20 protein-coding genes, 2 pseudogenes and 2 CRISPR repeat arrays are annotated in these 23,225 nt (G+C 42.2%); of the genes and pseudogenes, 8 read left to right on the top strand and 14 right to left on the bottom strand.

Going from position 1 to position 23,225, the window contains the following annotated elements; genetic code table 11:
- Nucleotides 1-19: 19 nt before the first annotated feature.
- The gene (lnt, locus tag GQR42_RS10875) at nt 20-1,546 is read right to left on the bottom strand and encodes an apolipoprotein N-acyltransferase (protein ID WP_158199996.1); all 1,527 of its coding nucleotides are present in this window, start codon (nt 1,544-1,546) and stop codon (nt 20-22) included.
- Between the two features lie 238 nt (nt 1,547-1,784).
- On the opposite strand from lnt, the gene GQR42_RS10870 reads away from it, so the two are divergent.
- Nucleotides 1,785-2,543 (top strand): GAF domain-containing protein, encoded by a 759-nt coding sequence (locus GQR42_RS10870; RefSeq protein WP_158202445.1) that lies wholly within the window; start codon nt 1,785-1,787, stop codon nt 2,541-2,543.
- 91 nt (nt 2,544-2,634) lie between these two features.
- On the opposite strand, the gene GQR42_RS10865 is transcribed toward GQR42_RS10870, so the two are convergent.
- Nucleotides 2,635-3,021: a hypothetical protein gene (locus GQR42_RS10865; RefSeq protein WP_104397237.1), complete on the bottom strand. Its 387-nt coding sequence runs from the start codon at nt 3,019-3,021 to the stop codon at nt 2,635-2,637.
- A 79-nt stretch (nt 3,022-3,100) separates the two neighbouring features.
- Here GQR42_RS10865 and hpsP point away from each other — a divergent pair, with 79 nt between their 5' ends.
- From hpsP to pyrC, 5 genes are all read left to right on the top strand, one after another.
- Nucleotides 3,101-4,309, top strand: coding sequence for a hormogonium polysaccharide biosynthesis glycosyltransferase HpsP (gene hpsP / locus GQR42_RS10860; RefSeq protein ID WP_158199995.1), 1,209 nt, complete (start codon nt 3,101-3,103; stop codon nt 4,307-4,309).
- A gap of 509 nt (nt 4,310-4,818) precedes the next feature.
- Nucleotides 4,819-5,385 (top strand): glyoxalase-like domain protein, encoded by a 567-nt coding sequence (locus GQR42_RS10855; RefSeq protein WP_158199994.1) that lies wholly within the window; start codon nt 4,819-4,821, stop codon nt 5,383-5,385.
- 48 nt (nt 5,386-5,433) lie between these two features.
- Nucleotides 5,434-5,775 carry a hypothetical protein gene (locus GQR42_RS10850; protein ID WP_158199993.1) on the top strand — a complete coding sequence of 114 codons (342 nt, stop codon included), beginning with the start codon at nt 5,434-5,436 and terminating at the stop codon, nt 5,773-5,775.
- A gap of 28 nt (nt 5,776-5,803) precedes the next feature.
- On the top strand, nt 5,804-7,138 hold the full coding sequence (locus GQR42_RS10845) for a flotillin family protein (RefSeq protein WP_158199992.1): 1,335 nt from the start codon (nt 5,804-5,806) through the stop codon (nt 7,136-7,138).
- Between the two features lie 139 nt (nt 7,139-7,277).
- Nucleotides 7,278-8,312: a dihydroorotase gene (gene pyrC, locus GQR42_RS10840; RefSeq protein ID WP_158199991.1), complete on the top strand. Its 1,035-nt coding sequence runs from the start codon at nt 7,278-7,280 to the stop codon at nt 8,310-8,312.
- A gap of 843 nt (nt 8,313-9,155) precedes the next feature.
- Nucleotides 9,156-9,639: a CRISPR direct-repeat array (repeat unit 36 nt; unit sequence GTTTCCAACTAATCCTATTTGACCTAATAGGTAAGG).
- 221 nt (nt 9,640-9,860) lie between these two features.
- Here pyrC and GQR42_RS27700 read toward each other — a convergent pair.
- The 9 genes and pseudogenes from GQR42_RS27700 to GQR42_RS10800 form a co-directional block, all read right to left on the bottom strand.
- Nucleotides 9,861-10,010 (bottom strand): hypothetical protein, encoded by a 150-nt coding sequence (locus tag GQR42_RS27700; RefSeq protein WP_199273305.1) that lies wholly within the window; start codon nt 10,008-10,010, stop codon nt 9,861-9,863.
- A gap of 76 nt (nt 10,011-10,086) precedes the next feature.
- Complete coding sequence (locus GQR42_RS10835; RefSeq protein ID WP_158199990.1) at nt 10,087-11,712, bottom strand: RAMP superfamily protein; 1,626 nt, start codon at nt 11,710-11,712, stop codon at nt 10,087-10,089.
- A 5-nt stretch (nt 11,713-11,717) separates the two neighbouring features.
- Nucleotides 11,718-12,125 carry a hypothetical protein gene (locus GQR42_RS10830; RefSeq protein WP_024969500.1) on the bottom strand — a complete coding sequence of 136 codons (408 nt, stop codon included), beginning with the start codon at nt 12,123-12,125 and terminating at the stop codon, nt 11,718-11,720.
- Nucleotides 12,126-12,144: 19 nt separating this feature from the next.
- Entirely contained in the window at nt 12,145-12,972 is an 828-nt protein-coding gene (locus GQR42_RS10825) for an RAMP superfamily CRISPR-associated protein (protein WP_158199989.1), read from the bottom strand.
- Between the two features lie 136 nt (nt 12,973-13,108).
- A complete protein-coding gene (locus GQR42_RS29495) occupies nt 13,109-13,234 on the bottom strand; it encodes a hypothetical protein (RefSeq protein WP_257792630.1) in 126 nt (41 codons plus the stop codon).
- A 242-nt stretch (nt 13,235-13,476) separates the two neighbouring features.
- Nucleotides 13,477-14,460 carry a type III-B CRISPR module-associated Cmr3 family protein gene (locus GQR42_RS10815; RefSeq protein WP_158199988.1) on the bottom strand — a complete coding sequence of 328 codons (984 nt, stop codon included), beginning with the start codon at nt 14,458-14,460 and terminating at the stop codon, nt 13,477-13,479.
- Between the two features lie 10 nt (nt 14,461-14,470).
- Complete coding sequence (locus GQR42_RS10810) at nt 14,471-15,895, bottom strand: Cas10/Cmr2 second palm domain-containing protein (protein WP_158199987.1); 1,425 nt, start codon at nt 15,893-15,895, stop codon at nt 14,471-14,473.
- A gap of 7 nt (nt 15,896-15,902) precedes the next feature.
- Entirely contained in the window at nt 15,903-16,934 is a 1,032-nt protein-coding gene (locus GQR42_RS10805; protein WP_158199986.1) for an SAVED domain-containing protein, read from the bottom strand.
- A 15-nt stretch (nt 16,935-16,949) separates the two neighbouring features.
- Nucleotides 16,950-17,549: pseudogene (locus tag GQR42_RS10800) on the bottom strand (Uma2 family endonuclease).
- A 316-nt stretch (nt 17,550-17,865) separates the two neighbouring features.
- Here GQR42_RS10800 and cas1 point away from each other — a divergent pair.
- Together cas1 and cas2 are read left to right on the top strand one after the other, a co-directional pair.
- Nucleotides 17,866-19,947 carry a CRISPR-associated endonuclease Cas1 gene (gene cas1, locus GQR42_RS28650; protein ID WP_158199985.1) on the top strand — a complete coding sequence of 694 codons (2,082 nt, stop codon included), beginning with the start codon at nt 17,866-17,868 and terminating at the stop codon, nt 19,945-19,947.
- Nucleotides 19,947-20,222: a CRISPR-associated endonuclease Cas2 gene (cas2, locus tag GQR42_RS10790; RefSeq protein WP_158199984.1), complete on the top strand. Its 276-nt coding sequence runs from the start codon at nt 19,947-19,949 to the stop codon at nt 20,220-20,222. The genes cas1 and cas2 overlap by 1 nt, the downstream gene beginning before the upstream one ends.
- A gap of 222 nt (nt 20,223-20,444) precedes the next feature.
- A CRISPR array of direct repeats spans nt 20,445-21,016; the repeat unit is 36 nt; unit sequence CCTTACCTATTAGGTCAAATAGGATTAGTTGGAAAC.
- A gap of 185 nt (nt 21,017-21,201) precedes the next feature.
- On the opposite strand, the pseudogene GQR42_RS10785 reads toward cas2, so the two are convergent.
- The 3 genes and pseudogenes from GQR42_RS10785 to GQR42_RS10775 form a co-directional block, all read right to left on the bottom strand.
- A pseudogene (locus GQR42_RS10785) lies at nt 21,202-21,369 on the bottom strand (transglutaminase family protein); the annotation flags it as partial.
- Nucleotides 21,370-21,613: 244 nt separating this feature from the next.
- A complete protein-coding gene (locus GQR42_RS10780; RefSeq protein WP_199273304.1) occupies nt 21,614-22,909 on the bottom strand; it encodes a Glu/Leu/Phe/Val family dehydrogenase in 1,296 nt (431 codons plus the stop codon).
- Nucleotides 22,910-23,069: 160 nt separating this feature from the next.
- Nucleotides 23,070-23,210, bottom strand: coding sequence for a hypothetical protein (locus GQR42_RS10775; protein ID WP_158199982.1), 141 nt, complete (start codon nt 23,208-23,210; stop codon nt 23,070-23,072).
- Nucleotides 23,211-23,225 lie beyond the last annotated feature (15 nt).

Raw genomic sequence — 23,225 nt, 5'->3', positions numbered from 1 at the left:
AAAGTATACCACTGTCACTTTAATCCCAAGCTCTCCAAAGCCAAGCTAGTCCGGCAGTAATGATTAAAACTTTAGTTAACCAATCTCCCCAGCGCACATATAAAGTTCTCGTATCCCGTCGATAAATTGTTTCGCTATGGATTTGATATCTATCCAAATCCGATAACCAAAGGTGATTACCGTGGGGATCGACAAAAGCAGAATAACCTGTATTGGTGGCCCGGGCCATCCATCGATCGGTTTCGATCGCTCGCATGGTATCCTGAGCATGGTGTTGAGCGGGCATGGCGTGGCTATAATGGGCGTTATTAGAAGCAGTAATAATAAATTCGCCGCCTCTAGCAGTTTGACGGCGAAAATGTTCGGAAAAAGCCGATTCATAACAAATGCCCACAATGATTTGACCGAAAGGGCTGTCAATAATTTGAGCGGGATCTCCCGGGATTAAGTGCGCTTGCAAGGGAGAAAGGCGATCAACAATTCCGCCCAAAATTTCCTGAAAAGGAACGTATTCGCCTAAAGGCACGAGAATTACTTTATCATACCGACTAATCACCCGTCCCTCGCCATCAATGCTCAAGAGACTATTGCTATAACCCTTGTCCACCTTGCCAAATGCACCCAACCAGATCGGCGTTTTTTTGGCTAAAATTGCCGAATAAATCGAGCTATTATTGACTAAGTTCTCCCAATAGTAGGGTAAGGCGGTTTCAGGAGTTAAGACGGCATCTACTCCTCGATCGGCGAGAATTTGATAACCAGAGGTGTAACCTTCGAGTGCCTTTTGAAATCCTAGGGGTGAAAGTTTGATCGTGTTGGGAATATTGCCCTGAATTACGCCAATTTTTATCCCTAAATCCCTTGACTTTTCGAGCGGTTTATGGTAAACATTCCATCCCCAGAGATGCAGACTCAAACAAATGAGGAGGGGTAAAGAGAGAAAAGCGAGATTTTGCCGCGATTGACGGATTAGGAGCAAGCTTTCGGCGATTAAACCGTTAATTGCCACAATTGCCGCCGTTACCGTCGTAAAACCCGATAATTTGCCCAATTGCAGAATCAATAAATTATGGGGACTTTGACTATAAGCAAGGGTAGTCCACCAGAGGGGGGATTGACTCCAGAGAGATTCTAACCCACACCAGAGAGCAGTACCGATGAAAACCCGTAGGAGAGCATCCCTAAAAGATGACTGATTAACACTTTTGTTGACATAAAACATAACTAACGTCCAAGTTAGCACGATCGCCGTTCCCCAAAAAGTGATAAACAACCAACAAAACAGGGCAATTAACAAACTAGCTAACCAGGGGACACCCATCCACGTCATCGGGTGAATTCCCGTGATCCAGAATAAAGCCAGACCATGGTAGGCAAAACCCCAGCCAAAACCGTATAAAAGCTGTTTTTTTAGGGATTTTTCCCCTAATCTCACAATAATCCACAGGGGGACTAGAGAAATCCAAGCGAGTAACCACCAAGAAACCGGCGCTACTGTTAACCCCATCCCCACACCGGCCAAAATTGCCCAGAGAAAACGCACCATCTTTCACTCCAGTCAGGTTAAACTCCTCTGACCTACTAGATCTCAGAGTAGCTAGAGGGAAGACAAAAAACAAGAGAGACACAGAAGTTTTGCCTACATCTACAATAGATCAGTTGGCGAGTAAAAAAGCCCTTCCTTGAGATGCTATGGCAAGCTATAGACTCAGACAAGCAGGGAGATAAGGAATGTCACCCTCACCCTGAAAGCCTAAACTCGGACTGAATAAATGATTGAATACATGGATAATTTTAACCCCAAATTGACTACTCTGGCTCTTGTCTTGAATGTTGAGGAAAATCTCGAAGATATTTTTCGGAAAATAGCTAGTATGAGCGCTCATCAATTGCGAGCGCGGCACTGTTCAATTATGTTAAGCTCTCCAGAGGAATTAAAAGGGGAAATTACCGATTATCTAGAAGTTTTTGCCCATTACGATGAGCTATCACCTTTAGCCGAACAAGAAATAATTAAACTTGATCAAGGTATTGCCAGCACTGTAGCGACTACAGGAAAACCTTTACTAATTAAGGATATCACTCGATCGCCATTTGCCAGCGCAGCCCGTTATGCCAAAAGATCAAATAATAATAGTTTTATCTCCGTACCGATTATCCTAAACGAGCAGGTAATTGGAGTAATTAATCTCAGTTTTCCCCTAGACAAAAAACATTTTGAACCATTAGATTTAGAAATCTTGCAGTTATTCGCTCAACAGGCTGCCCAATCCCTGCAAATTTTTCATTTGCAAGGGATGTTAAAATCTCGTTTTGTGGCTATGGCAGTGACTAGAGAAATAGCAGAAATTCAGTCCGAACATTCGATCGCTGTCCATCCCTATCCCCCGAAATTAGCCAAAATTGTCGCGAAGGCTTTTTTTAAAGAATTAACTCAGGCCGGTTTTGGAACCCATCAAGTTATTGAGATTGCTAATGAGGTTTTGAATTTACTACAAAAGACTCTCAATAAACATAAAAATCGTCTGGAAGGAAAAGATTGAGCTATAGTCATGGGTTAAAATAGACTCACTTGCCACTCCCGTGCAGCGCCAAGTAGTAATTGAGATAGTTAACAGCTTAATTGACCGGTGTTTACTGATTACCGCTGCCATCCTGCCGTCCTAATTCATAGACACCGGAGGCAACACAGGCGAGAATACCGACACTAATCGGCCAACTTTTTCCTAAACTAATCTCGATTAACCAATCGGAGAAACCGCCGAGAATGAGAAAGGGAATAATACTAAAGATAGAGGCATAAAAAGCATTTTGAGATTCCCTGGCGACGCGAGTTTTTTCAAACTCCTCTAGGGAAGTGTAGAGGAAACGCTCGGCAAAATTAAACCAGCGATCGAAAATTTCTATAAACCAATTTCGCACCCCAGCTAACCCCAAATATAATGCTAAAGACCAGAGACAGCTACCGGCAATAAAGGCCGGGGAAATATTGATAGTGAAGGGCAGAAAGTCGATTACCATAAATGAGAGCCACAGAAGTGGTAAATTTGAGCGAACGGCTTGATCGATCTTAACAAGTCTTGACCCTTGCACCAAAGAGATGAAAATTCTTCAGATTGTTCCTTCGATTTCCCTTGTTTACGGTGGCCCCAGTCAAATGGTACTCGGTTTGTCAGCGGCCTTGGCCCAACTGGGCCAAGAGGTGACTATTATTACCACCGATTCCAATGGTGACACGGGACAAGCACCCCTAGATGTGCCTTTGGGGGTCCCTGTTAGTCAAAATGGCTATCAAATCTATTATTTTCCCTGTTCTCCCTTTCGGCGCTATAAATTTTCCCTTGATCTGTTTACTTGGTTGGCTAATAGGGCAAAAGATTACGATATCGCTCATATTCACGCTTTATTCTCCCCAGTGAGCAGTATATCGGCTTTTATCGCTCGTTATCGTCAACTGCCCTATATTCTCCGTCCCCTAGGCACCCTCGATCCGGCAGATTTGCAAAAAAAACGGCAACTTAAACAAATATATGCCAATTTTCTGGAAAAAACCAATTTAGCGGCGGCGGCGGCAGTTCATTTTACCAGTCAGCAGGAGTGTCAAACTGCCGAAAGATTTAATATAAAAACTAAGGATATTGTCATCCCCCTAGGGGTAGATTTTTTTAACCCACAAGCTTTATCGGTGGGTTTTGATCTTCCCCAAAATAAACCGATCATCCTCTATATGTCCCGTCTTGACCCGAAAAAAGGTCTAGATCTACTGCTGCCTAGTTTAGAAAGGTTGTTAGAAAAGGGACTAGATTTTCATTTTGTCCTAGCAGGAGGTAATCCCCAGGACCGAGACTACGAAAATCGGATTAAAAATCAGATCGAGCGGTCAATATTGGGCAAAAATACGACAATTACCGGATTTGTCACCGGAGAAGTCAAAAATAGCCTCCTCGCTAGGGCCGATTTATTTGTTTTACCTTCCTACTATGAAAATTTTGGCATCGCAGTCGCAGAAGCTATGGCTGCCGGAATTCCTGTGGTGATCTCGGATCGGGTGGATCTGCATCCTGCGGTGGCAGCAGCGGCCGCAGGATGGGTGACAGCTTGTCAGCTTGAGGATTTAACTAATACTTTGGCAACGGCTATCACTAATCCTGAAATTCGCCAACAAAGGGGGAAAAATGCCAAGGATTTAGTCTTCAATCAATATAGTTGGTCGGCGATCGCTGACCAACTGTTAACCGTCTATCAAAATCTCGTCTGCAATATCGATCGTCCCCTACTCGATCGAAGTCACAGACGGATTAAAATTTAAGCCATCAGGATAACCAGCACTAAAAATGCCAGTAGGGTTAAACCTGATTGCAGAAAGACGGGAAGCGCAAAAGAATTCATAACAGTGGCTCACTTTCTAGGGACGGCTCTATTTCCAATATACGCTTTCATCTCCGCTAATTCCCCATATTTCCGTCCCCAATGTCATCATCTCATCATTTAAGTAGGTAGGCGTTAAAAATTATCAGACACCACCCTTATCAAGGGGGGACTATAGGGTAGGGTTGATTCATGAATCAACCCTACTATGAATCAACCCTAGTACTAAGGGGGATCGAACCTAAAATCCATTTTTAATTTAATTATAACCAGCTACTTATTCATCCCATAGGAGAATTTGAGGCAAATTGTACTGCATTTAAACTGGGTAGGGAGCATTTTAATACAAATGTACGGAACTTGGTCACTCCCCACCCCGTTAACTTAAGTTTCAGCGTCGTGATTATAATTAGGGAATGATAGAAATTCTTAGACAATAGGATCACATCAGTGTTGATAAATCATCTTTTCTTCGGCGCTTTCCTACCCCTTGATACTCTCCTGTCCACCCAGGGGATTATGGTTATGCTTCTGGCCGCTTATGCCTTAGCCATGTGGATGTTTCTAACTAGCGCCCCAAAAGTTCATACAATCATGGTGACAGATTTGGAGACAGCCCGACAATTTTATGAAGGACTTTTAAATTTACCCACGGCCGATGTTCCCCTCCATTACTATTACAATTATGAGCAGACGATGGGCAATAATATGATTGACCCATTTTATCTGTCTAGTAATCCGGCTGTGACTACTGCCAACCCTTCTTTGGGAGATCAACCCCAGGGTTTATGGTATCAGTTAAAGAAAAATACCCAACTGCACATCGTTGCTGGGGCAACCACGGGTTATAAGGATCGTCATCGTCACGTTTGTTTTGATCACGATTGTTTAGAACAAATTCTGATGCGGGTGGAATCACGACGCTTAAAGTATAAAGTTCGTCGCAATAAACCTTTAAATTTTTTGGTCAAAGATAATGCTGATCGCGTGATTGAAATGGCCGAAGTCTCGAATTAGTTAACGGTAATTAGATTGGGGGCAACCATAACGGTAAATAACTAAACTATGAATGCTCAACTGCTCACAATCGTTGTAATTTCTTTAGGGGTAGGTATTGGTTTCGCCATTCTACTCCTAATTTTGGTCAAGTTGAGACGCTGCAACCAACAGGTAAATAGTATCGTCGATTATCACTCTCTCATCGGTTTAATTGGAGTTGTTCAAATCCCCTTCGATAAAAATAGCAAGGGGAAAGTGCGAGTTAATGTCGGGGATAGTCTGATCGATATAGTGGCCATAACAGAAGGGGAAGAACAATTTAATGTCGGTGATCAAGCATTTATCCTCAATTGCCAAGACAATAAAGTTTTAGTCATTGCGGAAAAGTATATTAGAGGCGATTTTTAATTTCTTCTAGACCAAAGGGTAACTAACTATGAATAGTCAAAATAATTCCTATCTCATCCAAATCAATCCCAATCAATACGACAACAATAATAACAACAGTGCTGGCAATTTATTATTGGATAGTGTTCCCATTGCTTTATTGATATTTCTGGGGATTAGTGCGATTTGGTTTGTCAATGCTTTTTTGTGTATTTGTAAACCCAATGAAGTAGTCATCCTGAGTGGGATGAAACGCAAATCAAAAGATAGACAGGATGTGGGTTATCGAGTGATATCGGGGGGTCGGGCGATTCGTATTCCAATTTTAGAAACCGTTAAACGCATGGATGTCACCACAACCCCGATCAGAATTGAGATTAAAAATGCCTATTCTAAGGGAAATATTCCCCTGAATATAGTGGCAATTGCTAACGTGAAAGTTAGTTCTAAACCTGAAATAGTCGGCAATGCGATCGAACGTTTTTTAGATCGAGATCGAGAAGAAATTATTCGCGTAGCTAAAGAAACTTTAGAAGGAAACTTGCGGGGTGTAGTCGCAACAATGACCCCCGAACAAGTGAACGAAGATCGCCTAAAATTTGCCGAAAGTATTACCAGTAACGTCAGTCAAGACCTGTTTAAACTCGGTTTAGAAATTGATACTCTCAAAATTCAAAATGTTGCCGATGACGTGGATTATCTTAACTCCCTCGGACGGGAAAGAATCGCTTTAGTCATGCGTGATGCTGAAATTGCGGAATCAAATGCACTCAATGAAGCTGAACAAATAGTCGCGGAATGTGAGGAACAGGCAACCGTAGCTAAAACCAGCGATCAAATTATCATTTTAGAGCAAGAAAACGAATTGAGAAAGTTAAAGGCAAAACTGGAACAACAGGCCAAATCAGAAGAAGAAATAACTATCGCCGCCGCTAAGGAAAAACGTGCTATAGTTGAGGAAAAATTGCAACAGGTCAGGGCAGAATTAGAAAAATTACGTCTGCAAGCAGATGAAGTTTTACCCGCAGAAGCGCAGCAGGAAGCCGAAACTTTCCGCGCTAGAGGACAAGCGGCAATTTTTGAAGAAAATGCTAAAGCTGAAGCCTTGGTTAACGAATTATTCGCGGAAGTCTGGCAAAACACCGGCAGCGAAGCATCAGCAATTTTCTTGATTCAACAGTTAGAAACTATCCTAGAAGAAGCGATCAAAATCCCTAAACGCCTACACCTCGATCGAGTTAATATCGTTGATAATGGTGATGGTAAATCCCTCGCTACCCTGATTAAAGTCTATCCCGAAATCGTCAATCAATTCCTCGCCAGTGTCCATCAAACCCTCGGTATTGATGTAGTGGGAACTCTCACCAATAAAATTGAAAAATAGTCGTACAGTTAAGTCTGTTCGCTCTGCCAGTCATCACCGCCGCAGAGAGGCTGGGGACTGATGCGGGTTCGTTCAAATCAACTAAAACCCTTGTGTTGGGTGATGGCGGTGGCATCCCTAACCGTTGTATGATAGAACAATGCGAAGACTCACAATAACTCGACCCGACGACTGGCACCTTCATCTCCGCGATGGTGCGGCAATGAAAGCGGTTCTCCCCCATACGGTGCGTCAGTTTGCCCGTGCCATTATCATGCCGAATTTAAAGCCCCCAGTGCGCTCAGTGGCAGATGCTGCCTCCTATCGCGAGCGCATTCTGGCAGCAGTTCCAGAGGGTCAACAGTTCGAGCCATTGATGACCCTCTATCTCACCGATAATACCAGTCCCGAAGAAATTATGGCGGCGAAAGCCTCCCAGTTTGTCAAAGCGGTGAAATACTACCCGGCCGGTGCCACAACTAATTCCGACTTGGGGGTGACAGACCTGCGTAAGTGCGATCGCGTTTTGGCAGCGATGGAGCAGCTGGATATGCCGCTACTACTGCACGGAGAAGTTACCGATGGAGATATTGATGTGTTCGATCGAGAGAAAGTGTTCATTGAGAGGCACTTAATCCCACTGATAACGAGATTTCCCAAACTGCGGGTGGTGTTTGAACACATTACCACTGCCGATGCGGTCCAGTTTGTTCTCTCTGCTAACAACAATGTCGCCGCCACAATTACGCCCCAACATTTATTATTTAGCCGAAACATTCTCTTTACCGGTGGCATTCGTCCTCATTTTTATTGCCTGCCGATTTTGAAACGAGAGGATCATCGTTTGGCACTTTTGCAAGCGGCAACATCGGGCAATCCCAAGTTTTTTCTAGGGACCGATAGCGCACCCCATTCTCGCTACAGCAAAGAAAGTTCCTGTGGCTGCGCGGGTTGTTATTCGGCTCTGCACGCCCTAGAGTTGTACGCAGAAGCTTTTGAGAGTGTCGATGCAATCGAGCAACTGCAAGGGTTCGCCAGCTTTCACGGGCCAGATTTTTATCAACTCCCCCGGAATACGGAACAAATCACCTTAACCAAAACCCCTTGGCGTATTCCCGATGAATTGCCCTTTCTCGAATCCGGACTGGTGCCGTTACGAGCAGGTGAAGAGATAACCTGGCAATTAGGGGAATAAAAACCGCGAGTCTTGGTAGTTGCGGTCAAGAATTGACGATTAGTTATTTCCCATGACAATGAGGAGGATCGATAACATTGGCAAAAATTGCCCAAAACACGCTCTCCAATATTTAGGGTTTGCGGCAAAAAGTTTTTCCTGGGGACAGGGTGTGGGGAAGCTGTCTCATCACCCTATCACCCCAAAACCCTATCACCTTATTTCCTGCCGACCGACGACCTTAAGGGACTTGCGCTTTGATAATGTACCTTTTGGGCGATCGCAGTTCGCCCCTACATTGTGGACAAAATCCGTTACTGTAGGGGCGCAAAGCTTGCGCCCTGGGACTTGCGTTTTGATAATGCACCTTTTGTGCGATCGCAGTTCGCTCCTACATTGTGAACAAAATCCGTTACTCTAGGGGCGCAAAGCTTGCGCCCTCCGATCGATCAGGTTTGCTGATCACCCTAAGTAGGGCGAGAGCCTTCGAGAACCCCCACAGCTAAGGGACTTGCGCTTTGATAATGTGCCATCTAGCTGGTCTGGTTCTTCTACAGAGTGATTTTCAAAGCTGGGATATTATTCCCACGCAAGTCCCTTATGGCTTTTTGTCAACGGGGAAGTCCAGTTATTTGACCTAATAGGTAAGGTCAGTTCCAATCTTCAAGAGTAAACGAGGACGTGAATATCAGAAAGGTTTCCAACTAATCCTATTTGACCTAATACCAAATTTCTAAATCCATGACAGACATCCACGCTCGAATGCTTGCCAAGCCTGCATTCGTTGTGACGCGAATAAAGAAAAATGGTATAATAGGTAAGGCCTTGATGTAGAAGGTAATTTTCTGATTATCACCGATAGTTGTTTCCAACTAATCCTATTTGACCTAATAGGTAAGGTCTTAACGAAGCAAAACACTGCTTCGGCTTGTCCTTCCAAATGTTTCCAACTAATCCTATTTGACCTAATAGGTAAGGGATACTTTCCGCAATCCCGAATACAACGATCCCAATGTTTCCAACTAATCCTATTTGACCTAATAGGTAAGGGGTGAGTTGGAAAAAATTATCATCACCACCAAAAAGTTTCCAACTAATCCTATTTGACCTAATAGGTAAGGGCGGCGGAATCAGGCAAGGATTTTGAAGAAATTGTGAAAACGTTTCCAACTAATCCTATTTGACCTAATAGGTAAGGAGAATATTTTATTCCAAGTAACGTTCAGTTTTCATCTTGTTTCCAACTAATCCTATTTGACCTAATAGGTAAGGGGTTTGGAATGGCGTCTTTCCTTGCATTGTTGCTTTATTCGTTTCCAACTAATCCTATTTGACCTAATAGGTAAGGAGTACCCCTTGGAAAGCCTTATCGAGAGGGGAAGACAGACACCCAAATCGACGCACCTGCAATCCATAGGGTAAAAAGGTGGTAGTGGGGGGGTAAAAGTCCCGATACCAAAGGGTAGAACCCTGACTGGGAGAGCAATCGACACACCTCAACCAGAGAATCGGGGTTTTGGGAGTCGGGGAGAGGGTGCATCGATTTTCAGCCAAGAGTTCTTGGACAAGCTAGATGATATAAATAGTTGGGGGTGGTTGAGGAGGAGAACCTCCAATTACCAACACCCTAGAGACTGCTTCTTTGGAAATCCCATAGAAGCGTACATCATCCTCTTGAGGATTGACCCTTTCTACTACTTTAGCGTATAGTTTCCGCATCTGGTCGAGGTAAAAGGCAAAAGCTTTATCGAAATGTGTAATTAATTTTGCGCGCGGTACTTAACTTTGAACGGGATTATTTCGGCCAAAGTTTTTGAAATTTGCTCTCTTTACCATTATTCTCGTCTAGAAAACCTAGAAAATAAGCACAATCATCAGAGTCATCAGGAAAAATTGTTAACAATTCTAGGTATTGATGATTATTTTGGGGATACATTCGATGCCAAAGACGACCAATTTGATTGATATTTTTTGTTACTATTCCTGTCACCGAGGTTTTATAGATACTTAAATTATCCAGTTTTTGATAGGCTTTGTGAAGCCATTTGATGGCTAGGGAATCATCTTTATCTTCAGCAATTCTTCCCCAAACCTCGACTTTTTTAGGATGCCAACTTTCTCGCCAGTTAGCACTATTATTGGGAGTGATGGGGATATTTTGTAAGGTCATCCATTCTTTAGCAATAGTGCGAACATCTTTGATAAAAGGATGAACGTGAGTTAAATCTCTGACTTTATTATCGTTGATTAAAGAACTTTTATCCCCCCATTGCCAATGACAGCCAATTAAGGGTTTATTAGGATAATAATCCTCATAGAAAATACTATGATCTGCTCGTCGCCACGATTTACCAAATCCTCCTAATAACATGGCAAAACGAGTGAGAAAACAAATTAATTTTTTTAAGGATTCTTGCTGGTTTTCGGGGAGAGATTGGGTGAGAATCCAGCGTAATTCTCCTGTTACTGTGTAGGTGGGTTCGTTGTAACCCTTGGCAAAGGTTCCTAAGTCTAGAGATTTGACACAAAAATCGACCGCTAGTAAACCTTGGGTTGCTTCTCCGTCAATTCCTCCAAATAGCTGATTAACTAACTTTTCGGCATTTTTAGCATCAGTTAAACCGCCAAAAATACGCAAGGCATGACCGCGAATTGCTCCTCGAAAAATATTGGGTCGAAATTCCCTTGCACCATCGAGGCTTTTAGGAGCCATTCCTTGCCCTTTCAGAAAACATTTATATAAAGGTTCTTTTGAAGGTTTAATGTCTTTTGGCAAGCCGTAACCGCTACTAACACGGCATCCTAGACCAGATTCTAAAGCTCTTTCCCAGATAGTCCAAATCTCCTCCCAATCCGGTTGTTCTATTAAGCTAGAAATGCCAAATTTTAGGGTAGGTTGATAGAGGGAAATTAAAGCAAAACCACTTTCTCCACCGGGTTTTTGTCGAGTGTTTTGGGTTTTTACTTGCCATCCCTGTTGCGGGTGAACAATATCTAAAAGATTTTCCGTCCAATCATTAACGGGATAACCGCCATGGAAGCGCAAAAGACTAGGGTTATCGCTATCTTTTTCGAGGTGATAACGTTGTTTTTGTTCGGGGGTGCAAGCTTGACAAAAGGCTCCTTTCATGCTGGAACCGGGATAAAATGGTATGCCATAAGCACCCATTACAGGCCGAATTATTCCTTCATCTTGTCCCCCATTAGTGACGAATCGCCACGAGATTTGATATTCTTTGGTCTTTACTTCCTCACCAAATTGGGGAGAATTTTCATCGACCCTTTCTATCCATTCTTTTACCCATTTTTGGCTATGATTTTCATCTTTTTCAGAATCAATATATTGTAATTGCGATCGCCCTTGGGTTTGTGCGCGAAACATCAGGGGAATTTTGTTACCAATATCGGGAATATTAACCATATAATTTATCGCTCCTTTGTTCCTTTATATCTTTGGGTCCACCAAACTAAACAATCGCATAGTTGCGTTAAAACAGCGAGGGTAATTCTCTGGTCTTCTAGCTTTAATTCCCAGAGTTTTTCTGCCATTGCTTGAACAGATTTGGTATCATTTACCTCTACGGTATCGTTAGGGATAGGAATCCCAGCTTCTGCCATGGTTTCGACTAATTTATCCCAAGTTTCTTTCCAGTATTGTGCTTTATTGGGTTCCTTAGATTGTAAGCGCAGATGCTCACCCCAAAATCTTTCTAGTCCATAGGAAACGGATTCACGCATTTTAAAAGATTGATTGAGAGAATCTCGGTCTCGTAGTTTGGCAGCCAGAACTAATTTCTGAGCAATGCGATCGAGATTGTATTCTTTCCAAGCCATAATATTAGATAAAATGTAATTATTGATTAGCGTAGTTTAAAATAGTAACTTGGCAACGACCAAAACCGATGGATTCTAATCCTCCGAAATATAATTCTTTTTGATTTACCGATTCTCCAAAAGGTTGCCATCCTCTTTCTTTGCAAGCAATGGGAAAAACTAAAACACTACCCACGGGTAAAGCTTCCACATTGAAAAAAGCTCCCTTTTCTGTATCGACTTTTTTCTGATCTTCTAGTAGTTTAACCCGGCTTTGTCGGTAGAGTGCCATATCGTGCAGCATGGATATATCGTTATCATCAACGACGACTAATTGAGAAGCTTTTAAATCCGCTTGCGAGGGAATCCACGAAGAAAGCTCCTCTAATTGTTCAATTTCGAGAAATCCTAAGTTAAAAAATAAAACTTTGCTATTGCGGTTAACTCCCTGCACTACTCGCGCTTGTAAGCTAGGGGAAGCAGTATAAGGATTGGGTACTTTTGCAGAGATTCCCGTGATTTGTTTGTAGCGTTTTAATAATAGGGGAGAAGTGACCCAAATTATCGGCTGTCCTGGACAAAATACCGGCAACCAAACGAGGGAAGCATATTCAAATTTAACTTTTGCTTCGGTGGTTCCTCCGTCTTCTTGTCCTGGGATTGCTTCGTGTCCGTACCATGTACGTTTTTCATCTATATTGTTCATATCGGCACGAAAACGGCCGCGAATAGAACTACCGGGGATAATTGCTGTTTGGGTAAATTGATCGCGAAAAATGAGGTTAAGATTACCTGTTTCTTCTCCTGCGGTTGCTCCCACATGAAGCGGTGCTAGGGTTTCAAGTATGCCATAACTTTTGTGATACATTTTTGGGTAAAAGTGAGTATTTTAGATGCTTAGGGATTATTCTAAACTAGGTTAGCATTAATATCAGGATTTTCTAAGATTTTGTTAATATTTTATGGTGGTATTTAGACTATTAGGGCAGTACAAAGTTATACGTTTAGTCCCAATCAATTTCAACACCCTTTAATAATTCATCCATTTCTTTAGCCATTTCCTCTGTATAAGGAGTAAGAGAAGAAGGGTTTTTAAAGGCATCTTCTACCAAAAAATCAAAAACATACACAGAATTTTATTTTCGCTAATTTGTGAGCTTTGATTATTACCACTTTTTCGATAACCTAATAAAGCTTTTCGAGGAAATCTGGTTTTTAGTTTTGCCATAGCTATCATACTAAATCTGGTTATTAAAAACTGATTATTTATTCAACCTTTTGCATGAGTGCCTGTCCTGATATGTAGCCTATACTCAACGGATTTAGTATCAGTTATTCTCGTCTAATTTACCCTACTCAATAATTATAGGCTTTATTTGGCAATATTTTCTAAGGGTAAAGCTAATCCGCAGCCCCAACGTTTGAGGGAAACTCCTTCGGTGGGGAACCAAGATTCTTGCCAATTGTGCCAAGATGGTAAGGGGTTTTTTAAGCGATAAACTGTTCCTGCGGGAACTGCATAGCGTCCCCTAGATAAGCGCTTAAATTTATCTTTTCCTCCGAATCGATAACGATAGGTTATTGGTCTTTCGGTGTTGAGGGTTTCTAATTCCCAATCGCTGGGATTGCGAGTTGATAGGCGATTTGTTCCCCAGATTGCAGGAGTAATGAGGGCAAAATATTGACCGACATCTTGATTAAATAAAGTCTGTAGATGGCTGCTTAATTCAAGTGATTTAATTTCCACTAGATGGGATTCACCACCAAAGCGATACCAGCCATTTTCTAGGGGTTGATTAGCCAAATAAACTAGACAAGCATCTGGATGTAACTGGACGGCATTTTCGAGGAATAATTCCCCGGTTTCTACCTTTCTTTGCTCCTCTAACAAACGCGGATGGAGATGGGGATGATATTGCCACGGGGAACAATAGGCTTTTTGAGGATTATACCATTGGTTGATAGGAATCCAACTATCTCGATCGAATTTTCCCTCAATTTGTTTACCGTCTTTCTCTTGCCATTTTTCTTGCCATGTTAAGGTGTGTTGAATTTTCCCATTGTCGTTACTTTCTTGCTCTTGAAAATAATTTGCTAGGGGTTTTTTCGCTAGATAAATAAAGGGAGTGGGGACAAAAAAGTTATCTGGTTGTTCACTGTTTGCCCAAAAAGGGCCGGCAATTTGTAAATCGCGAACATTGGTGGGATTACTGTGAGCAAATAGTCCCGAAACTGTGGCAGCAGTGGGGGGAAAACGATTTCCTGAACGTCCGACTAGATTTTCTGGAGACAGAAACGGACCGGCACTACCGTAGAGAAATCCCAAAGGTTTAATTATGATCAGATATGGCAGCATTTTTCTATTTTTAGGTGAGATGATTGGCAACTTTGGAGAGGTTAATTACCCAGTTATTTTTATCTTGGTGAGAGGTGATATCGATGGGTATATTTTGATTAAAATAAAGGTTAAAAACTGCATTGGTAATATGATGATTATCATCGGTAAAAGCGCGGCGATTTTCTAAAGTTGCTATATCATTATAGAAATGTGTCCAGTTTTTACCCCCACTGCGATCGCAATAACTGTCGAGGATATCTTTTAAGTTTTGCCACGGACAAACCCACTCTAAATAGTTACCACTGTTAAAAAGGATTCGCACAGCTAGACGATTTTTACCTTGATTTTTAGCGGATTTTTCGGCTTCGCGGCAATGTTGCAATATGTCTCGCTGAGGAACTCCTGAAGCTGCCCAAACGAAACCGACGCTAACAGTTATATCCTGAGAATAACCATGTTTTGTCCAGATTTCTCGATGAAATTTATCAAACCAATAGAGACAATCTTGTAGGGTTAATTTTGGTTCTGATTTTTGTCGAAACAAAACTCCTAAAAAGTCATCTCCTCCCGCATAAATAATGCGACCAAAGTTAAGATAATTTTCTAGTTCTTCTCCCCATTGTCGCATTCTTTGACTAAATTCTTTTCTTGAGGAGATGGACAGATTTTTTAGGTAGGTTCCCATCCCGTCACCGTCCCCTTGAAACCATCCTGTATAGAATTTTTCCTCGTAGCGATTTAGTTCTACAAATTTTTTAGGAAGTTCTAGGTTTAAAGGCTTGCCAATATCATATAATGTAATCATGCGTTTGACTAATTCGGGAATGCTAAGACGTTCGTTTTCATCGAGAATAGCCTCAGAAAGTTTTTGACTTAATTGCTGATAAAATTCGGTGATTTGCTGATTTTGTTGGGAGATACTAGAATATAAAGGATGGGTTTGATCCGTCATTCCATACCAAACAATGGCATCAGAACCAGATAAGCTAGAACTTTCTCCTTGCCAATTAATTCCCGTCCAATCCCGTTGATATTTTTTCTGTTGCAGACTTTTAAACGCACAATCGATCGAGTCTTCTTGCACCCAGAAGAATTCCCAAGTATGATTAATCCATAGGTTCCATTCTCGTCGCCAAGTATAATTGTATTGTGGCAGATTTTGTTCAATCCAAACCCGACACTTATTAACTACTTTTTGCCATGAGTCATTGAAGACTTGTTCGGCCTCTTTTTTGGGAAAATTACCCGCGATTAAGATTTGGTTGGGAGTTCCTCTTTTAACCTCAATTAAAGCGGGAGAAATAAGGCTACATTCAGGATATTGATCCGCTGCCTGACAGATAGAATCGGCAAGATATGATAATAAAAAAGAACCACCGTATAAATCTCTTAGTTTACGGGATTTTTCGATGAATCCTTGCACAGGAGCAAAGGTAATTACAGTATAGGTCATTTGATCTTTATTGTCCTCGATAAAGTTTAAGTTCCTGAAGATTAATAAGATTTCTGTAGGTAGAATTTTCGTATTGAGTTAGGAGAATTGGCCAGTATTGTTGAACGGTCATTCCGACAAGTATTCCCAAAGTTATAGGTATAGAATAAACTAGCTTAATCTCTTGATAGTTGTTTTGTTGAGTCATATTGATAGTGGCAAAGATTTCTCTAGAATATTGTAGCCAATCTTCATTTCTTTCAATTGTACCACTGCCTTTACTTTTCAGATAAATTAAATCGCCGTAGTTTTCAATACTCTCATCATTAAGATTTATTTTATGGGAAGAAACATCGATGGCTATAGTTACTCTATCTTGACCTTTTTTGGTGACAGTCCACTCAAATTTTTCGTATTCTTTAATACTTTCTTTTAATTTGCGATCGCTAATTTCCACCACAGGATAATAACTATCAGAAGAATTATTATATTGAAAGATTTTTACTCCTTCGGTAGCGAGAATAGTACCGACCATAATAGCGACGCTAATCGGTCCGATATAGGCAAGATAAATAATAGTATTTTGGGGAGTTTTTTTCTTAAGTTTCTCTAGATTATAGCGTAGTATTTGCAGAAAAGCTTTCAGCATTTCTTGATCATAAATATCACAGGAATAGTTAAAAATTAAATCTGTTTCGCTAATATTGAGATACCTGTCGAGATTATTTTTATGATCCTTGTATTTATTTTCTGTTTCGATGATATTAAAAAGTGATTGCAGAGCTTTATTACTATCGGCAGGATTAGCAATTTTAATCACTATCGGTAAAGGAATCGCCTGATGTTTATAGAGGTCGTATTTCTGAGATTCTTGCCAGATACCGATGATAACTAGAGCCAAAGTAATCAGAAAAATTAGATAGTATCCCTGGCCAAATTGATCGGCAATTAGTGCTAAAATAGCGGCGATGGCTAATCCTGCATTGGTGAGGGGATTAAAGATAATATTATTGGGAGATTGACGAAGATTACTCAGGACATTTTGCAGAGAGGTCAGCATATTTTTTCTAGAAAGTTAGGGAATAATATCGAGAAGACAGAGAGACAATTCGGGAAAAACTGCTGAACTAATGCGCTCATAAAGACGATATAACTTTTGTTGATATTCATCGTCTTCTAGCTGACAAATGGTCAGGGTAGGCTGTTTGGGTTTACCGATAAAAGAGATGCCACCCAATCCACGAAAATCGACAATCCAATATTCAGCAATACCCAAAGATGAGTATTCTTCAACTTTGCGTGCATAATCATCTTGCCAATTAATACTAACCACTTCTACCACTAATTTAATTGCTTGGGAGCTAGTTAAAATGGGTTGTTTTTCCCAGAGAGGTTCGGTGCTGCGGGAAACTTCTAAAATGATGACATCGGGACGTAAAGAAGTAGTTTGACTGGATTCTGGACGGAGCAAACAGTTTTTAGGAATTGTCCAGGGTAGATGTAATCGAAAAATTTCTCCCCACAGTCTTCCTGCGATTTTTCCCGCTACGGATTCATGAGGTTTAGTGGGTTCCACGTCTCGCAACTCCCCGTCAATTAATTAATAGCGTGGGTCATCTCCATACTGAGCCAAAAAATCTTCAAAAGTGAATAATTTAGGAGATAGGTAGGTCATAATTCGGCTCTTCTAGGTTCTGTGTGATCAGTTTAACTTACATAGGATCGATCGATCTCTGTGTCCTCTGTGTCTGGTGTGGTTCCCTCTACTCCCTCGCCAGTAGAACTGTATTTCAGAATACATTTTACCCACCAAATCCAAAAGAGTCCATGATTTTTATCGGATTAGACCTAAAACTTGTTGTTGTTATTCATGATACTGATGACTCGCCGGAATCGGGGGATTTTTGGGGCTAAAAAATCCTTAAAAAAACTCGAAACCTGGGAATGTCTTGGTTTATCTACAAATTGCAACTTTAGGTTAATAAACTCCTATGTTCAAACTCAGACAAAAATTTTTTTCTCTCGATAACCTTGATACTGCCTGGAAAAAAGTCGCTAGTAACAAGGGATGTGCGGGAGTGGATGGGGAAACCCTCGAAAAATTCGCCTATCGCAAAGAACAAAACTTAAAAAACCTGCAAGAACTACTCAAGAAAGGCGATTATCGACCTTTACCGCTCAAACAACTCTTTATCACTACCAAAAAAGGTACTAGACGGGAATTGCGAATCCCCACGGTGCGGGACAGAATTATTCAGCAAGCATTGTTACAGATTCTGCACCCGATTGTCGAGGCAGATTTTGAGGATTGTAGCTTTGCCTATCGTCCTCACCGCAGCCATCAAATGGCGGCCTTAACCGTGGCCAAATGGCGGGATCAAGGCTACGATTGGGTACTAGATGGGGATATTGTCAAGTATTTCGATAATATTCTTCACAAACGTTTAATAGAAGAATTAAAAGAAAGTGTTGATTTAGCTTGGCTAGTTACTTTAATCAACGCTTGGATTACCGTCCCCGTTCTAACAGAAGATGGCTTAATTATCCCCCCTAAAGGTATTCCCCAGGGAGCAGTAATTTCTCCCCTGTTGGCAAATGTGTATCTGGATGATTTTGATGAAATCGTCAGCGATTCGGACCTGAAACTCATTCGTTATGCTGATGATTTTGTCGTTTTGTCCCGCAGCCGTAAGCGGATTCTGCAAGCACAATCAGAGGTTAGAGACATTCTTGAGGAGATGGGACTGGAATTACATCCAGATAAAACCGAAATCACTAATTTTAAACGAGGATTTCGCTTTTTGGGACAAGTATTCACCGAAGACTTGATGATTCCCTGTCAACCGATTAGCGAGAAAATTCACTGCCAAACCCAACCAGAGAGAGACTTTCACCTTATCCACACCGATAATTTTACTTACCCGACAGCGATGCAGTTAGCTTTACTGGAGAGTTTGCGGGAAAAACAGCATCCGATACCTCCTCCCTTGTATGTAGTTTTGGGTTATCAGGTAAGACCCGTGGAAAAGGTGGTGATTACCTCAAAAGAATTAGCGTGGAGTCCAAAAATGGCCAGTCTTTATCTAGTACAACAGGGGACGAATGTAAAAAAAGAACAGGGACGCTTTATTCTCCAACCCCCCAAAGAAGAAAGTATCGAGATTCCTGTGCGAGAAATCGAGCGAATTCTCATCTATGGCAACATTCAAATTTCGACTTCAGTTATCGAAACCTGTCTTAATTCCCATATCCCCGTTATTTTCCTCAGTCAGTTAGGAGAATACAAGGGACATCTCTATAGTGCCGAAAGTGGCGACCTCGATAGCCAATTGCTACAGTTCGAGTATCGAGATAATCCCGATTTTCAGCTAGAGATGGCCAAAAGTCTGGTGGAGGGTAAATTAAGAAATTCTAAGCAATTACTGCTCAGATTGAACCGTAAACGCCGTTTAGAGACAGTAGCGGCAAATATCACGGCGATTTCTTCCCATCTGGAGACGATTGGGACGGTGGACTCTCTCGATTCTCTGTTAGGTCACGAGGGGAACAGCGCCGCTAATTATTTCTCAGCTTGGGGAAACTTGCTAGTTAACCCTGGATTTGTTTTCAGCGAACGAAATCGCCAACCTCCCAAGGATCCTGTCAACTCCCTGCTGAGTTTCGGTTACACCCTCTTATTCAACAATGTCATGAGTCTAATTTTAGCGGAGGGAATGAATCCCTATCTGGGCAATCTCCATCGTTCCCAAGAGAAAAAACCGGAATTGGCTTTGGATTTGATGGAGGAATTCCGTTCTCCAATTACCGATAGCTTGGTCATAACCCTGATTAATAAACAGGTGTTAAAACCGACGGATTTTACCTATCCAGATGAGGAGGGTGGCGTCTATCTTACGGAAACCCCACGAAGAATTTTTCTGCGGGAGTTTGAAGAACGCATGAACCAAGAGGTCAATCACCCAGATGTACAATCCCCCGTCTCCTACCGTCGCGCAATTCACCTACAAGTTCAACGCTATAAACACTGTCTGTTGGAATCGGTTCCCTACCAATCGTTTTTGAGGGCGCACTGATGCTGGTCGTAGTGATTTATGATATTCCTGACGACAAAAGACGGGATAAGCTAGCCACTTTTCTAGAAGGTTACGGTCGCCGAGTGCAAAAGTCGGCCTTTGAATGTTTTCTCTCCCTCGACCAGATGCGGAAACTATACGCTAAAGTAGTAGAAAGGGTCAATCCTCAAGAGGATGATGTACGCTTCTATGGGATTTCCGAAGAAGCAGTCTCTAGGGTGTTGGTAATTGGAGGTTCTCCTCCTCAACCACCCCCAACTGTCTATATCATCTAGCTTGTCCAAGAACTCTTGGCTGAAAATCGATGCACCCTCTCCCCGACTCCCAAAACCCCGATTCTCTGGTTGAGGTGTGTCGATTGCTCTCCCCGTCAGGGTTCTACCCTTTGGTATCGGGACTTTTACCCCCCCCACTACCACCTTTTTACCCTATGGATTGCAGGTGCGTCGATTTGGGTGTCTGTCTTCCCCTCTCGATAAGGCTTTCCAAGGGGTACTCCTTACCTATTAGGTCAAATAGGATTAGTTGGAAACGTGCCGAAAAGAATAGCCACAAAAACCACCACGGTTTCTGTGGGATTCCTTACCTATTAGGTCAAATAGGATTAGTTGGAAACTTTTTTAACTCAAGTTCTTTGTTTAACTCTTGCTCTTGGTTAACCTTACCTATTAGGTCAAATAGGATTAGTTGGAAACAATTAAAGGTGGCTACTAAATTCTTTTTCTGTTCTTTTCCTTACCTATTAGGTCAAATAGGATTAGTTGGAAACTTTTTTATACTCCGAAGATTCTGTTCAGCAACTGCTGAACTCCTTACCTATTAGGTCAAATAGGATTAGTTGGAAACATTAACTTTTCGGGGGTCAGCTTTGCAACTAATTCCAAACCCTTACCTATTAGGTCAAATAGGATTAGTTGGAAACCCTTCATTAGCCATTTAACGTGCCAGAATAGTACGAGCCCTTACCTATTAGGTCAAATAGGATTAGTTGGAAACGGTAAATATAAAAGGTATTACTACCTTCTTAAAGAACCCTTACCTATTAGGTCAAATAGGATTAGTTGGAAAACAGAAAAAGGGTTTCTTTTAGAAACCCTTTTTCTAATAAATTGTGTCAAATATATCTTGACAAAAATCGATAAAAATGTTAGAACCTAACGGCAATCTTCGCTTTATTGCATGAGTAGAAAACGGGTTTCTCGGAGAACCCCGTTTTCTGCGATCGCCAGTCAAGGAAAAACCCGATAATTTCCCCTATTCCCTGGGATCAAAATCTGGCAGCGTCCCCAGCTTGCGAATGGTTACTTTAACATCCATAGACAAAAAGTCATCGGCATCACCAAACCAAGATACGGAAAGAGGAATGATTTGACCGGGATGACGAGCGATCGCCACTCGAATTAAATCAAAGCCGGCGGTAAGGGACTTGCGCTTTGATAATGTACCTTTTGTGCGATCGCACTTCGCTCCTGCATTGTGGACAAAATCCGTTACTGTAGGGGCGCAAAGCTTGCGCCCTCCGATCGATCAGGTTTGCTGATCACCCTAAGTAGGGCGAGAGCCTTCGAGATGTTAGGGACTTGCGCTTTGATAATGTGGCATCTGGCTGGTCTGGTTCTTCTACAGAGCGATTTTCAAAGCTGGGATATTATTCCTACGCAAGTCCCTAAGCTCCCGTCTTATTTTGGTAATAGTCGCGGGTTCCCTTGGCATCTAGGGCTTCACCGAGACGATCAATAGCGTGGGCGTAGGCGGCGGTACGCAGAGATATATCGAATTCCTGAGCGAAAGACCAGACTTTTTCGGCTTCTGTCACCATTCTTTCTTTTAGGCGCTCATTTATCTCGTTTAATTGCCAATAAAGACCGCTGCGATTTTGCACCCATTCAAAATAACTCACCGTTACCCCACCGGCGTTAACCAAAATATCGGGGAAAACGAGAATCCCTTTTGAGTCTAAAATGCGATCGGCTTCCGAGGTAGTGGGACCATTGGCCACTTCAAAGATATATTTTGCCCGCACGCGATCGGCATTTGCGGCGGTAATTTGGTTTTCTAGGGCGGCTGGAATCAAAACATCCACATCTAGGGCTAATAATTCTTCATTACTAATCGCTTCGTGTTCCACGATATTACACACGGTCCCCTCACAGTAAATAGCAGTAATCCCGCGATGTTCCTGTTTATACTGACGAATGCTGGCAATATCTAGGCCTTTTTCCCGATAAATGCCGCCCTGGGAATCACTTACCGCCACCACTTGATAACCAGCCTTGGCTAAGAGAGCCGCTACTACGGCCCCGGCGTTACCGAATCCCTGGACGGCCACGGTAGTATTAGCGGGTTTTTTGTCTAATTTCGGCAAAAGAGAGTTAATAACATGAAAAGCTCCCGTTCCCGTCGCCGTATCGCGGCCGCGACTGCCCCCCATGGTTAAAGGTTTTCCCGTCACCACCGCCGGACTAATTTTACGCTGAATGATGCTGTACTGGTCCATCATCCAACCCATGATCATCTCGTTGGTATAGACATCGGGGGCAAGAATATCGACATCAGGACCAATAAAGTCGGCTATACCCTCGATATAGCCCCGGCTAAGGCGTTCTAACTCGGCCTTTGACAATTCTTTCGGATTGAGGGTAATGCCGCCCTTAGCCCCACCAAAGGGCAAATCCAGCAGGGCGCATTTAAAGGTCATCCAAAAGGCCAAGGACTGCACCTCATCAATGCTGACGTTGGGATGATAGCGCACACCTCCTTTTCCAGGACCGCGGGTGTCATCGTAGCGGACGCGGTAGCCTTGGAAGATTCTTAAAGTGCCGTTGTCCATACGGACGGGTATGGAGATGCTGAGACTGGCTTTGGGATATTTTAACCGCTCGATCGCATCATCGGAAATGGAGACATACTTAAGGGCGCGTTCTAGGCGACTGCTGGCATCGGTAAAGAGTGATTTCGACATGATTTTTTTTCCCCTATCTATCCCCATTAGAACATGGAAAAAAGTATATTTCGCTACAGTTTATTTTTCTTAATTAACCATGGACGGGAATTGCCGACCAGTGTTCTTAAATAAGGTTAGTGTTAAGTTAACTTTAGTGAGTAGGAGATTTTCCGACACATCATCCACCACCAAAAGGCGATCGCCTAATTCCATTTTTAAGTTTAATTGCCAACGATACTATTATTGATGATCGCGGCAGCATACTGGGTAAAGGAGCTTGACAAACAAGATGGAGAAAACCATCCAAGCTAACAGCCACAACCTTAACTATTGC

Origin of the sequence: Microcystis aeruginosa FD4, from assembly GCF_009792235.1 — a bacterium.
GTDB lineage: Bacteria > Cyanobacteriota > Cyanobacteriia > Cyanobacteriales > Microcystaceae > Microcystis > Microcystis viridis.
The sequence above is the reverse complement of the archived record's forward strand: the minus strand, read 5'-3'. Positions and strand labels throughout refer to the sequence as shown.

Bases quoted from the DNA above. Each gene is read 5' to 3' on its own strand.
- lnt (WP_158199996.1), bottom strand. From the start codon at position 1,546: ATGGTGCGTTTTCTCTGGGCAATTTTGGCCGGTGTGGGGATGGGGTTA.
- GQR42_RS10870 (WP_158202445.1), top strand. From the start codon at position 1,785: ATGGATAATTTTAACCCCAAATTGACTACTCTGGCTCTTGTCTTGAAT.
- GQR42_RS10865 (WP_104397237.1), bottom strand. From the start codon at position 3,021: ATGGTAATCGACTTTCTGCCCTTCACTATCAATATTTCCCCGGCCTTT.
- hpsP (WP_158199995.1), top strand. From the start codon at position 3,101: ATGAAAATTCTTCAGATTGTTCCTTCGATTTCCCTTGTTTACGGTGGC.
- GQR42_RS10850 (WP_158199993.1), top strand. From the start codon at position 5,434: ATGAATGCTCAACTGCTCACAATCGTTGTAATTTCTTTAGGGGTAGGT.
- GQR42_RS10845 (WP_158199992.1), top strand. From the start codon at position 5,804: ATGAATAGTCAAAATAATTCCTATCTCATCCAAATCAATCCCAATCAA.
- pyrC (WP_158199991.1), top strand. From the start codon at position 7,278: ATGCGAAGACTCACAATAACTCGACCCGACGACTGGCACCTTCATCTC.
- GQR42_RS27700 (WP_199273305.1), bottom strand. From the start codon at position 10,010: ATGCGGAAACTATACGCTAAAGTAGTAGAAAGGGTCAATCCTCAAGAG.
- GQR42_RS10835 (WP_158199990.1), bottom strand. From the start codon at position 11,712: ATGGTTAATATTCCCGATATTGGTAACAAAATTCCCCTGATGTTTCGC.
- GQR42_RS10830 (WP_024969500.1), bottom strand. From the start codon at position 12,125: ATGGCTTGGAAAGAATACAATCTCGATCGCATTGCTCAGAAATTAGTT.
- GQR42_RS10825 (WP_158199989.1), bottom strand. From the start codon at position 12,972: ATGTATCACAAAAGTTATGGCATACTTGAAACCCTAGCACCGCTTCAT.
- GQR42_RS10815 (WP_158199988.1), bottom strand. From the start codon at position 14,460: ATGCTGCCATATCTGATCATAATTAAACCTTTGGGATTTCTCTACGGT.
- GQR42_RS10810 (WP_158199987.1), bottom strand. From the start codon at position 15,895: ATGACCTATACTGTAATTACCTTTGCTCCTGTGCAAGGATTCATCGAA.
- GQR42_RS10805 (WP_158199986.1), bottom strand. From the start codon at position 16,934: ATGCTGACCTCTCTGCAAAATGTCCTGAGTAATCTTCGTCAATCTCCC.
- cas1 (WP_158199985.1), top strand. From the start codon at position 17,866: ATGTTCAAACTCAGACAAAAATTTTTTTCTCTCGATAACCTTGATACT.
- cas2 (WP_158199984.1), top strand. From the start codon at position 19,947: ATGCTGGTCGTAGTGATTTATGATATTCCTGACGACAAAAGACGGGAT.
- GQR42_RS10780 (WP_199273304.1), bottom strand. From the start codon at position 22,909: ATGTCGAAATCACTCTTTACCGATGCCAGCAGTCGCCTAGAACGCGCC.